The 12,688-nt window shown below is 41.5% G+C and carries 9 protein-coding genes and 1 tRNA gene; 7 read left to right on the plus strand and 3 right to left on the minus strand.

The genetic code is table 11. The annotated features are described in order from the left end of the window. Positions 1 to 14 precede the first annotated feature (14 nt). The 5 genes from INQ51_RS16365 (at position 15) to INQ51_RS16385 (ending at position 9,100) form a co-directional block, all read left to right on the plus strand. On the plus strand, positions 15 to 2,933 hold the full coding sequence (locus INQ51_RS16365) for a glycoside hydrolase family 2 TIM barrel-domain containing protein (RefSeq protein ID WP_233379027.1): 2,919 nt from the start codon (positions 15 to 17) through the stop codon (positions 2,931 to 2,933). 8 nt (positions 2,934 to 2,941) lie between these two features. Further along, the gene (locus INQ51_RS16370; protein WP_233379028.1) at positions 2,942 to 5,260 is read left to right on the plus strand and encodes an alpha-galactosidase; all 2,319 of its coding nucleotides are present in this window, start codon (positions 2,942 to 2,944) and stop codon (positions 5,258 to 5,260) included. A 49-nt stretch (positions 5,261 to 5,309) separates the two neighbouring features. Then, positions 5,310 to 5,987, plus strand: coding sequence for a lysoplasmalogenase (locus INQ51_RS16375; RefSeq protein ID WP_262909934.1), 678 nt, complete (start codon positions 5,310 to 5,312; stop codon positions 5,985 to 5,987). A gap of 31 nt (positions 5,988 to 6,018) precedes the next feature. Next, positions 6,019 to 7,068, plus strand: coding sequence for a glycoside hydrolase family 43 protein (locus tag INQ51_RS16380; protein WP_233379030.1), 1,050 nt, complete (start codon positions 6,019 to 6,021; stop codon positions 7,066 to 7,068). Between the two features lie 151 nt (positions 7,069 to 7,219). Beyond that, positions 7,220 to 9,100: a sialate O-acetylesterase gene (locus INQ51_RS16385; protein WP_233379031.1), complete on the plus strand. Its 1,881-nt coding sequence runs from the start codon at positions 7,220 to 7,222 to the stop codon at positions 9,098 to 9,100. Positions 9,101 to 9,479: 379 nt separating this feature from the next. On the opposite strand, the gene INQ51_RS16390 is transcribed toward INQ51_RS16385, so the two are convergent. Further along, positions 9,480 to 9,554: transfer RNA gene (locus tag INQ51_RS16390), tRNA-Arg, on the minus strand. A gap of 181 nt (positions 9,555 to 9,735) precedes the next feature. Here INQ51_RS16390 and INQ51_RS16395 point away from each other — a divergent pair. Continuing rightward, positions 9,736 to 10,518, plus strand: a complete 783-nt coding sequence (locus tag INQ51_RS16395) for an HD domain-containing protein (RefSeq protein WP_233379032.1) — start codon at positions 9,736 to 9,738, stop codon at positions 10,516 to 10,518. Positions 10,519 to 10,632: 114 nt separating this feature from the next. Further along, positions 10,633 to 10,848 (plus strand): bacterioferritin-associated ferredoxin, encoded by a 216-nt coding sequence (locus INQ51_RS16400; protein WP_233378022.1) that lies wholly within the window; start codon positions 10,633 to 10,635, stop codon positions 10,846 to 10,848. An 18-nt stretch (positions 10,849 to 10,866) separates the two neighbouring features. On the opposite strand, the gene INQ51_RS16405 is transcribed toward INQ51_RS16400, so the two are convergent. Further along, positions 10,867 to 11,811, minus strand: a complete 945-nt coding sequence (locus INQ51_RS16405; protein ID WP_233379033.1) for a type IX secretion system membrane protein PorP/SprF — start codon at positions 11,809 to 11,811, stop codon at positions 10,867 to 10,869. 44 nt (positions 11,812 to 11,855) lie between these two features. Continuing rightward, positions 11,856 to 12,688, minus strand: an 833-nt coding sequence (locus tag INQ51_RS16410) for a gliding motility-associated C-terminal domain-containing protein (RefSeq protein WP_233379034.1), incomplete at its 5' end; no start/stop codon positions are given.

A 12,688-nucleotide genomic window follows, 5' to 3' on the forward strand; every position in this document is an offset into this window, starting at 1 on the left:
TTAAAGATAAGCGAATGAAAACGATAATAAGTATTGTGATAATGTGCTGTTCCGTATTGGGAGTTGAAGCACAGAATATTTCCCGTTCTTTTGAAATGAGGTATTTCACCAATGATTCGAAGGCCAATGGAGAAACCGATTTTCTGGGCGAAACCGAATGGATGACAACAGACCAGCGAATTGATTTTTTGAAAGAATACGCAAAAGTTGCTTCCAACTTTTTTGATAATCCTGGCCTGGATAAACAAATAGTAACCGATGCTGAAATCAACGATTTGTTGGATAAAATTAAACCACAACCGTTAACTTCTGTTCGGAAAACCCTTCGGCTCGATAACTGGAAAGCTTATGGTTACCGGAAAGGACAGGATGTTGAAAAACAACGGAGTTTGCAGGAATGGAATAGCAGCAATGGTTCTTCGGTTAGCGATGGGGCACTGATGATAGAAAATTCAACAATAACGCGTGTTATCGATTCGCTTAGCTGGCGGTTTAATGTAGAAGCATCCATAAAAATCGAAAAAGGCAGTTCTTGCAGAATAGATTTTTTGGATAGAAATAATAAAGCCATTGTTTTTGGGCTGAATGGAAATAAGTTGATTTATGGTTCTGAAAACAAAATTCGGGAATTAGAAGACGCAAATAGCAATGAATGGGTAAAATTGAAAATTGAAGGAGACCTGACACAGAAGCGTTTTAACCTGTATGTGAACGACCAACGCATTCAATATTACATTCCGGTTATGGATACTTCTGTTGATGTTATCACGCAGTTTTCGATCGAATCGAAAGGGACTTCTTTTATCGATGATCTATTCATTTTCAATCATACTCCAACCGATCAGGTTAGGTATCCATATGTTTCGGAAGTTGTTTTGGATGAGAATTTTCAGGGAAAGCCCAATGTTGCTGATTGGTACAATTTTGATTTTGACGACAAACACTGGAAAACAGTAAAATTACCTTCAGTACACGGAGGATTACGCGAAAAAGAAGAAGCTTATTTCCTGAGAAAGAAGGTTGAAACGGGTGATTTTCAAAGGGCTGTTTTAAAACTCGAGACCCTCGATCCCGGTGGTGAAGTATGGGTAAACGGGCAGGTGGTTGGCGTGGTTGCAGACCGTCATCCTGTTGAGCTGGATATTACCAGGCAGTTGAAAAAGAACAGCGAAAATATTATTGCAGTGAAGGTAAATCCTTATAAAATGAATTACCCGATGGTGCACAGCCCAACCGACCATTATATTGGTTGGTTCCTGGGGCGCACAACGCTTGAACTTTCGCATCGCTGTAAAATAACTGATGTGTTGGTGCATACAAAAGAGATTGGAGGAAAAGCAACGCAGGTTCACCGGGTCAACATTCATTATCCTACCCGCGATTATTTCGAGGGCAGTGTTGAAATAAACTATTATCCATGGTTTCCTGAAGAAGGCGACAAGGTGGCAACGGTTTCCCGGAAGCTGAGCATACCGGCAAGAATTCAGAATGAATATACGATTGAATGCGAAATTCCTTCGCCGAAACTCTGGAGTTTCGATAATCCTTCGTTGTATAAAGTTGAGGTTATTTTGAGGGATACGCTGGGGAATGCGGTTGACGATTTTGTGACTACCACCGGCATTCGTACCCTTGAGCAAAAAAACAGCGATTTTTATGTGAACAACAAACCCGAAATGCTAAACGGGGCGCAAATTATGGGCTTCCGTGCACCCATTGAAACAACTGCCAAATACAATCGCTGTGCACCATGGGAAACTGTGGCCGAAGAATTGTTGATGCTGAAAAAGATGGATGCTAACCTTTTGCGTTTGCATGTTCATGCTGAAAAAGATACCGTGGATGGCATCAACGATCCCCGTTTTGCAGAATTTGGCGACCAGATGGGAATCATGTTTATCTGGCAAACTGCTGCTTTTATTCGTGAAGGTGAAGCCTGGAATGTCGATTTCGATGGGTTTCCAAAATATATCAAACAGGTGTACAATCATCCGAGCATTGTAATGTGGGAAGCATCGAACCACCCGAATAAATTCCATAATCACGATATTTCGGCTACCCATGGCTACGTGGAAAAGATTTACCATACAATTTATTCTACTGACCAAAGCCGCATTATTTCGCCTACTTCAGCATGGAACCTGACGCATTACGGGAATACGGAGGGAACAATCGATCATAAAGGTAACCCGATAACAGCCGTGCCAGAATATACTGCACATCGTGTAACCCGTGGTAATCAGGATGCCTATACCGGATACGGGAAAAAATGGACAGAATTACGCAAAGCACCCTACAAATGGGCTGCTTCGTGTTTGAAGGACAGCGCCCGGGCGTATTTTAATTTCGAGCACGAGGAGTCGGTGGGGCAGCCAAACTGGGAATTGTGTAAAGGGAAACCGTGGTATCTGCTGCAATCGTACGAGTATTACTACAATGCACAAAGTGTAGGGCGGCATTTAACCGCCGATGAATGGAGGGAAAGCCAGGCATGGCAGGCTTTTTCAGCATGGGAATCGATGAAAAAACAAATGCTGCTGGGCTACGATGGTTTTTCGTGGTGCTGTCTGCGCGGCGGTGCCAATATGGGAACCTACAAGAAACCTTTGATTGATAATCTGCGCCACCCGAAACTGGCCTATTATACCAACAAAATGGTATTCCAACGCACCTGGGCAGGAAGCGATAATGTGGATGTGGTTTACGGGCCAAAAGATAAAATTTCGCCGGTAATCCATCATTTGGGAGGTGCCACAAAAGTTAATCTTTCTGTGCTCCTTAAAAACCGTGAGGATAAAACAATTGATAAGAGAATCTATAAAGATATTGAGTTGGAAGAAGGAAGAACCGTAAAAAAACTGGATTCATTCAGATTCAAAAATGTCCCTGAGGCAATTTATACAATTGAGTATGAAATGAATGAAATAAGATAAATCGTATTATGACTGACTATAAACTAAAATTATTGCTACCAGGCGTACTTATGTTCGCAATTTTGTTTGGCTGCACAAACAAGCCTGATGAGGTTAATTGGGCCATTCAGAAAAAAGGAAATGAAATAAACATCAGTGCAGGAATTTTCGAACAAAAACTGGTTTTATCTGATGACGGTTTTTTTACTTCGGCTTTGTCTGTTGCTGGTGAAAATGTATTGAAAGCAAATTCTGATGAAATAAGTTTTAGTATCCACAAAGCTTCGCCAAATATTAAACCTGAAGGGATTCGTTATTCATCGGAATCGGGTGTAGAACAATCGAATGCTGAGCAGAATCAAACCGATGCTTTATCAGTAAAAAAAGTAAAAGAAGGTATTGCAGCAAATGTGCAGTGGGGGGATTCTATGTACATCGCAGGCGAAACTTTTGTTGATGTTTTTGCTTTTGAAGACTATGAAATTTCCAGTCCACAACAAGGGGTAAAACGATTGGTGCTAAAATTCACTTCAAATAAAATATCGGAAGATTTTTCGTTCGAAATAAACTATGAAATCTATGAAGGTCACCCGGTTATCCGCAAATGGGTAAGGTTTGATAACCAAGGCAACCAGTGGATTAAAATATCCGACCTGATGCTGAAACAGTTAGATTTGGGAGCTTCTTTTTCTCAGGTTACTTTGCTGACTCCGGCCGTTCGAGAAATTGACCCGGCTATTATTGCTTTTAGTGATGCAGGGAAATCTCTGGGAGTTATTTCGGTTAGCGAAATTCCTTCAAAAACAAGGCATTTGTCGGCTGATGGCAACAGTGGATATAATCCCGGTTATTTTGAATGGGTACTGGGGCCCGGCGAAACCTTTGAATCAGAACCGGTATTCGAGTATGCTTTTTCCGGAGAAAGCTACGAAACTGTTTCAGCTAAATCGACAGCCCTCGATCGTTGTGTGGAAAGTAGTTTTGCTTCTTTTATGGATAAACACATTGTTATGCCGCTTGCCGAAAATAAAAGTGTTGCTCCTGTTTTTTGTACCTGGACAAACTACAATTCCAATATAAACGATAAAAACATGCGCGAAGCGGCCGACATCGCTTCCGAAATCGGATTTGAGTGTTTTCAATTGGATGCCGGTTGGTCGGATACTGGCCCCCGCGGAGGTTGGGCTGTATCAACCACAAATCCCAAAGCAAAGGAATTCCCGGATATGAAAGGATTAAGCAGGTATATTCAATCGAAAAACATGAAAACAGGAATGTGGTATTCTGTTTTTATAAATGAGCAGGAGACCGATATTTCAGCTTCCGAACCCGGATTGTTTAGTTTGCCGCTTATTCGCAGGGCTGGCGGGCTGGCGCTGAGTTTCTGCTACGAAAAGTCGCGTAAAAAGTATGTCGACGAAATTGTTTATCTGAATAAAACATTCGGAGCCACTTATTTTAAGCAGGATTTAAGCAACATCTGTTATGGCGATATTGCCCGGGGCCACGAGAGCCGTACAAAAAAAGAATCGTACCTCCGTGGGTTGCGTGGTTTGTTTGCCACGCAGGATGAAATTTTAAGACAGTCGCCCGAAACCTGGCTTCAGCTCTCGCACGAAATTTATTGGGAAACTCCCGGCCCGGCTGCCGATGTTGCGGTGTTAAAACATGTTGATTCGTACCATGCCTCGCCCAACGAATACTGGGGAGCTGGGAACCGTAAAACCCTGGTTGACGATACCTGGAACTTTGATGTGGACAGTTTAAAGCAGCAGTTGCGTTTGGGGGCTTTTCGTGCCCGCGAAATTATGTATAACCATCGTGGATTGCCGCTGGAAAGGATTGAAATATTCGGGGCAGCTACAACCAATTATAAAGGCAGTCTTTCTGCAGATATCCTCGACCGCCAGATTTGCAGCTGGCTGATGGGGGTGCCACTTTCGTATTCCGGCGATTTAACTTCGCTAACCACCGAAAACATAGCACAATACCGTAACCGTTTTGCTATGTTGAAAAGGCTCAATCGGCAATACGGTATTTATTCCCATTTTCAGTACAGCGGAGTGCCTGCACCTACCGACGAAGAATGGCACTGGTGGGGAAAGCTGAACGATGAGGGCTGTGGTGCAGTAATTGTTTTGCGGGGAAGTTCCGGTGCCGATTCCCGGCAAATTAATATTCCATGGGTAAAGGCTGATAAAACATATCAACTGAAAGCATTATTCTCAGGAAAGGATTTGGGTGAGTTTACCGGGAAACAACTTGTTGATGGGGAACTAAATCTTTCTTTGCCTCATTTGGGACAGGAGATAATTGAAATCTCGTTGAAAAAGAATACAGAAAAGTAGTAGTGTCGAGCTGAAATTTTTAAAATAGAAATCAATTAAACTTAATTTTATGTCAATTAAAAGTTCTTTTTTGCTGCTGTTAATTCCACTGGTTTGTTCAGTATTGGCTTATACCGGTTTTGGTTTTGAGTTTCAGGTAGCGGTGCCAACAAGTTGTATTGCAATTATTGCTTTGTTGTACTGGAAAAGAATGAAATCATTTACCGATATTTTTTACATTATTGCAGCTTTTGTTTTTTCAATTGGCGGCGATTGGTTTTTGGTTAATAAGGGCGATAGTTTTATAATGTTTGCTGCAGGAATTGGTTTGTTTTTCTTTGCCCACCTCTGCTATTTAATTTTTGCAATAATCAATGGAAAGATAAATCGGATTTCTTTGGTTCTGTTACTGATTATTTATTTGTTGTTCTACATTTTTGCACTCTTTCCGGCAATTGAAGAGAAGGTACTATCAATGTTTACCTTGGTTTACTTATTGATTTCCTGCATTTCGGTTGCCGCTGCGGTTGGAACAAATCTATACAAGCCTGCAAGGTGGGCTTATCTGATTGGTATTCTTTTCATTTTAATATCTGACACAATCATTGCATTTAAGGAATTTCTGGCATACCCGGAATTGAATTTTCTGATTCTGCCTACCTATTATGCCGCTCATATTTGTATCACTTTTGCATTAATTGTGAGAATAACAAATGAACAGGAAAATGGAGCTCCGCTTAGAGCTTAATTTGTCTGGATAAACTAATCAAATAATAAAAATGAGAATCAAATTATTAAAATATATGAAGTTGACCTTGATGTGTTTTGCACTTCAAATCATTCTTTTCTTCATGTTTACGAATGTTGCTTTTGCACAACCAATAAAGACTGCTGATAAAACACTAAAAACAGAAGAAATAAGGGTGCGTGATCCTTTCATTCTTGCCGATAAGTCTACCCAAACATATTATCTGTATGCGTCGGTTCATAATCGCACGCAAGATGAAAGCGAAGGACAGGGAGTTGAAGTTTATACCAGTAAAGATTTACAAAACTGGACCAGACCACAAATTGTGTTTAAGGTGCCAAATGACTTTTGGGCTAGCAGAGCTGTTTGGGCTCCCGAAGTTCATTCATATAAGGGAAAATATTATTTATTTACCACTTTCACGTCTAGTGATACCTTGGAAAATCAATCGCTACTTTTCTCGGAGGACTGGCCTCAGCGCTATAAAAGAGGTAGTCAGATTTTGGTTTCAGATTTGCCAATAGGTCCTTTTGAACCTTTCAGTAACAAGCCACATACTCGACCTGATTGGATGACTCTTGATGGAACTCTTTGGGTTGAAGATGATCAGCCATACATGGTCTATTGCCATGAATGGGTACAAATTGAAAACGGAACAATGGATTTAGTTGCGTTGGAAACAGATCTTTCAGCAACGAAAGGGGACAACTTTGTTCTGTTTAATGCTTCGGATGCTACTTGGGTGAAGGCTGTTAAATATGGGGCGGGGTTTGTAACAGATGGATGTTTTCTGTATAAAACGAAAACCGGAAATCTTTTAATGATCTGGTCTAGCATGGGGGCTGATGGATATGCGATTGGGATTGCAGCTTCTGAAAGCGGCAGCATTAAAGGCCCCTGGAAGCACCAGGGAAAATGTTTGTTTAAAAACAACGGAGGCCATGGGATGATTTTTACAACCTTTGATGGGGAACTGGTTATTGCTTTGCATCAACCCAATACGAGTCCCGATGAACGAATGCAATTGTACAAGTTGAAAGATACCGGAGAAAGCTTGGAATTAGACGGGACGTTGTTTTGATTGCTTTGTCGAGAAAATTGAAATTAAGAACGAGCCATAAATGAAGATACAACTTGCGTTTTTACTTTTTTTTGTTGGACTGGTGCTTCTTTTTTCGTGTCAGCAATATGAGAAGAAGGAGCTGAGAGTACATCAACTTTTTTCCAATCACATGGTTCTTCAGCAACAAACAGAGATATCAGTTTGGGGCGAATCAGAACCTAATCAGCAGGTAACTATTTCTGTAAGCTGGGGGCAGCAAATTACAACAGAATCTGATTCTCAGGGGAGATGGGAGATTGAAATGCAAACGCCTGGTGCCGGGGGGCCACATTCTATTAATATTAGTACTGAAGATAGCACAATTGTTATTGATGACGTATTAATAGGGGAGGTTTGGCTGGCTTCAGGGCAGTCAAATATGGAAATGCCGTTAAAAGGTTGGCCTCCACGCGACACTATTTTGAATTCGGAACGGGCTATTGCTGAAGCCGACTTTCCTGTTTTCAGAATGTTTACCGTTGAACGAAACCCATCAGATGAACCGGTAGATACGGTTGCAGGACAATGGGTGGTTGCTTCTCCGGAGACAGTGGGGAATTTTAGTGCAACTGCCTTTTTCTTTGCCCGCCGGATCTACAAAGAATTAAATGTGCCTGTTGGGATTATTCATTCCAGTTGGGGAGGAACGATTGCCGAAGCTTGGACTAGCGAAGATAAATTAAGAACCTTGGGTGATTTTAATAAGAAACTCGATGAGTTAAAGGACTCCAAAATAAGAAAAAGAGCCAATGCCTGGTTTAAACAATGGCTCAAAATGAAATTGCCAACGACTGATGAAGAATGGCAAAATATTGATTTTTCGGATTTGGATGCTGTTCAATCTGATTTTGATGATTCGCATTGGAAAAACATCGAACTTCCGGGTAGGTTTGATGAAATTGGCTCAGGGGTGTTTGATGGTGCCGTGTGGTTTCGAAAAACTTTTACCATTCAAAATACAGACGTTGATTATTTGCTCAGAACTGGTCCTATAAACGATATGGATGCCACTTTTGTGAACGGACATAAAATTGGCGGACTTGCCGGAGAAAATTATTGGAAAACTTCCAGGGAAATGGTCATCCCTAGAACAATTCTGAGAGAAGGAGTTAATACGATAGCTATTCGTGCCGTCGATCGACGAGGTAAAGGTGCCTTTTCCGGACCGATGACAATATCGAATAGCAAAGGAGATACAATTTCAATTGAAGGAACATGGAAATGCAACCTGATTGCTGAAATCTTCATGGAAGAGCTTTTTGCTTATAACTTAAATGCGGATTTATCGGAGCGGCCTGATTTGGTCGAATTCCATTCGAATGTGCCGACAGTTCTTTACAATGGTATGGTAGCTCCAATTACAAATTATAAGATCAAAGGTGCCATATGGTACCAGGGAGAGTCGAATGTTGGCCGCGATGAACAATACCGGAAATTGTTCCCGGCACTAATTGAAGATTGGAGGAATAAATGGGGCTACGATTTTCCTTTTTATTTCGTGCAAATAGCCCCATATAATTATACTCCTGATGAGCGATTGTCTCATAAGCTAAGAGATGTACAAAGGCGGACTTTAAAAATAAAAAATACAGGGATGGTCGTGACCTTGGATATTGGCAATCCAGCAAATATTCATCCGGCAAATAAGCAGGAAGTAGGAGACCGGCTTGCAGGCTTGGCGCTTGTGAATGATTATGGGAAAAATAGGATTGCTTCAGGCCCTTTGTATAGCGGGTTTGAAAAATCGGGCAATAAACTAATGGTTGAGTTCGATTATGTTGGAGGTGGTCTAATTGCATTGGAAAAGGAACTATTGGGCTTTGAAATTGCAGGTACCGATAAAAATTTTTTTGCAGCTCTTGCCCGGATTGTAGGAGAAAGGGTAGAAGTTAGCAGCCCTTTTGTCCCATCTCCTGAATTTGTCCGCTATGCATGGAAGAATACGAGTAAAGCCAGTTTATTTAACAAAGAGGGACTGCCGGCTTCAACTTTTACTTCTGAAAATGATTAGTAGCAGAACAACAAGAACCAACCGATGGTAGAAGCAGCCAAAGAAAGCTGTTTTGAATATTGCTTCCGTTTATGATTACGTGGTTTTTTGTTATGTCGGGATGTTAAGCAAAGGGCGCGTTGAGAATACGAATAGTCGGGATTTTGTTGGTGTTACTCGGGCCGCAGCAAAAGAATTGCTTAACCGATTCGGTGAAGGCATGGAATACTGGTGCAGGTTTTAGGAAAGAGTTTTTATTCAGGAAGTATATAAAAAGGAAACTAAGGCTTTTAGGAAGTTCGGTGCGGGATGCGATATGGTAGAAAACAAACTTATATTGTGATTTCTGTTCCCTTATTCGTTCCCTAACAATGAAAAAAGCCGCTGTTTATGCGGCTTTTGGTGATCCCACCGGGACTCGAACCCAGATCATAAGAACCGGAATCTTACATTCTATCCATTGAACTATGGGACCGTTTCGTGGCGCAAAAATAGCAAAATTCCCCAATCATGCAGAAATAATAATAAGTATAATGTTCTTTTATTTCGAAAGATTATGGTTTGGCTTTCTTCTGTTAAATGTTGATAAAATATTGAACGAGCGGTAAAGGTCGAAAGGGCTTATAGTTACCTTTGCCCGTTCAAAAGTTGGATTTATGGAGAAGGGAACTGACCTCGCACAAATAAGATTCCAGAGGTATTTTGATTCATTTTCAGGATTATCGGAAGAGCAAGCCAATAATTTTCAGATCAAATACGAGCATTCTTTGCGCGTAGCCAAACTGTGTGTTGACATAGCTCAAAGTCTTCGGCTTACCGAAGAAGAGCAGGAAATGGCTTTTCTTGCCGGAATTTTTCATGACGTTGGCCGGTTCAGGCAACTGCTGGAGTTTAATACTTTTAATGATACACTGTCGGTGGATCATGCTGAATATTCGTTGCAGGTGATTAATGAATATGGTTTTCTGGATGAGTGCGGGGAAGGAGAGAAGCGTAAAATTTTGATGGCTGTTCAGTTCCACAATAAGCGGGAGTTACCACGGGATTCAGACGAAAGCGAGCTTTTGTATGCGCGTATTCTTCGCGATGCGGATAAGCTGGATATCCTCCAGGTAATTACGGACTATTACATAAATCCCAAAGCTGTTCCCAATCATACTTTAACCTGGGAAATGCCCAAAGGAGGAGTCGTTTCGGAGGAGGTGGCCAAACAAGTACTAGCGGGGAAATTGGTATCAAAGGCGGATGTCGCCAACCAGGTTGATATTAAAATTATGCAGCTTTCGTGGGTGTATGATGTTAATTTTAAACCTTCTTTTGATATTCTGATGAAGAAGCGTTTTCTTGAGAAGATATACGGTACACTTTCAAAAAGCGATACGGTGATTGAAATATACCGCAAAGTAAAAGTGTATGCTGAAAATAAAATACTGGCATAACGCAGAAAGTCATTCGTTTCATAAGGTGCCAGTTGGTCGGAGTAATGAATAGGAAAACTGGTGCCCTTGTAACAAAAGAAGTATTGTGGTAACAATTATAAACGGCGATCGATAATGGCGCGAAAACTGGTTTGCATTTGCAACTTGATAGACGAAAGTGAGATTAAATCTGTTTTAGAGAAAGGGGCAGAAACCACTTCACACATACAGGAGTTTACGCGGGCCGGCACGTCTTGTGGCCGCTGTTTGCCCGAGATCGACGCCATTGTGGAAGCGCATCAAAAGAAGAAACCCAAGAACCAGCAAGGGAAGCTGGAACTCGGGTTCTAAAAAACACAACAATATCTTTTAGAAGTATCGTGGCGAAACCACTTCTTCTTTTCTGAATTTAAGTTCGTACGACACCATAATTTCGTGGGTTCCGTTGTTGTGGTGCTTGATGTTGTTGGTGGCAAAATCGATCGCATAACCAACGCGCAACTTTTTGTCGAAAATCCACTGGGCAATAAAGCCGTAAGAAGATCCGGTACGGTACATGGCTCCCAGCCAGAGTTTTTCTTTGATCAGGAAGTTTCCTGAAAAGTCCATTTGAAGGGGAGTACCTGTTTCCGATGTAAACGATGCTTTAGTCAGCATCGTTGGTTTGAATTTAACATCCTCACCTAAATCGAAAACCGCACCGGCAATCAGGAAATAGTGTCTGATTTCTGCCTGAACAGCGGCACTTTGCATATCGGAGTCAAGCTTTACATTCAATACCCTCGGAACAGAAAACCCAAGATAGGCCCGCTTGCTGTAAAGAAAGGCTCCAACACCAAAGTTGGGTTTCACGCTGCTTATTCTCCCAATAAAGTTGGGGTCGTTGGGATCAATAATACTGTAATCCTGGAGGTTGTTGGTATAGTTTACAAATCCACCTTTTAATCCCAGTCTCAAATTGGTACGTTCACTAATCGGAACCAAATAAGAGTAGTCGGCAGAAATATCAAAACGCTTAACCATCCCAACTTTATCTCCAATTACATTTAAACCTAAGGCAACGCGTTCATTTCTAAGCGGAGCTTGGAGTGAAAAAGTAAATGTTTCAGGTGCACCATTCCATCCTGTCCATTGATTTCTGGCCAGTGCCATAAAGCCTACCGACTCCCATGTCCCTGCATAAGCAGGGTTGATGGTTTGCGTATTAAACATGTACTGAGTGTACATTGGGTCCTGTTGGGCGTTAGAAGTGAATGTCGTCAATGCAATTGCCAGGATCCCTAAAGCTTTGATAATATTTAATTTCGTTTTCATCGTTCTTTCTTTTTTTGGATTCAACATTTCATTAATCATTACCATTAATTATTTAGGAATATTGTTCCTGTAATTGGATCAGTTCCATTATTCAGATAGAGGATATAGAAATAGGTCGCTGTGGGAAGATTATCCCTGCCAACCTGCATCTTATTGGTTGATTTACCATCCCACCATGCATCCTGGTAGCTCCATCTTTGGGTATTGCCATAGTTGGCTTTTTCGTAAACCTTGTTACCCCAACGGTTGAATATCTCTATTTTGGCATCCGGATATTCTTCTTCGAATAATAAATCACCGGTTTCACAGGTAAATATTATTTCAAAATAGTCATTGTGAGTATCTCCGTTCGGAGAGAATCCATTCGGGATGAATAATTCACATCCTTCGGCTTCTCCACCTCCACCTTCGATTGAAGGTACGTAATCATCTCTCCAGTCACGTACTCCAATAATGGTGTCTGAATCCTGCAATGGAGCATTTGAGCCAATAGCGTTTAGTCCGTGAAGCCACTCTTCACTTGTGTCATATGAATCGTATGCATCATCTAATCCGTCACCGTCAAGGTCCGATCCAATGTAGTCGACGTCAGCAATTGTATCATGCGGAGTTTTATCCCATCCTTCAATGTAATCAGGTATTCCATCTCCATCCGAATCTTCATCCAGATAATCCGGGATTCCGTCCAGATCCATATCAATTGGTTCGTAATAAACACCCAAGTCGTCGTATTGATCATCCCATCCGTTTCCGTTCGAGTCAGAGCCCAGTGGAGGATAGTAGTCAAGTCCTTGATCAACTCCACCATTTTCAGCATACTGAATGCCTTCTGTAATGGTTTGCTGCCATTCAATGTTGTCCGGAATTCCGTCGTTGT

This window comes from Maribellus sp. CM-23, from assembly GCF_021354595.1.
GTDB lineage: Bacteria > Bacteroidota > Bacteroidia > Bacteroidales > Prolixibacteraceae > Draconibacterium.

Excerpts from the sequence above, each read along its gene's own strand:
- INQ51_RS16375 (WP_262909934.1), top strand. The coding sequence starts at position 5,310 with ATGTCAATTAAAAGTTCTTTTTTGCTGCTGTTAATTCCACTGGTTTGT.
- INQ51_RS16395 (WP_233379032.1), top strand. The coding sequence starts at position 9,736 with ATGGAGAAGGGAACTGACCTCGCACAAATAAGATTCCAGAGGTATTTT.
- INQ51_RS16405 (WP_233379033.1), bottom strand. The coding sequence starts at position 11,811 with ATGAAAACGAAATTAAATATTATCAAAGCTTTAGGGATCCTGGCAATT.
- INQ51_RS16370 (WP_233379028.1), top strand. The coding sequence starts at position 2,942 with ATGACTGACTATAAACTAAAATTATTGCTACCAGGCGTACTTATGTTC.
- INQ51_RS16385 (WP_233379031.1), top strand. The coding sequence starts at position 7,220 with ATGGTTCTTCAGCAACAAACAGAGATATCAGTTTGGGGCGAATCAGAA.
- INQ51_RS16380 (WP_233379030.1), top strand. The coding sequence starts at position 6,019 with ATGAGAATCAAATTATTAAAATATATGAAGTTGACCTTGATGTGTTTT.
- INQ51_RS16400 (WP_233378022.1), top strand. The coding sequence starts at position 10,633 with ATGGCGCGAAAACTGGTTTGCATTTGCAACTTGATAGACGAAAGTGAG.
- INQ51_RS16365 (WP_233379027.1), top strand. The coding sequence starts at position 15 with ATGAAAACGATAATAAGTATTGTGATAATGTGCTGTTCCGTATTGGGA.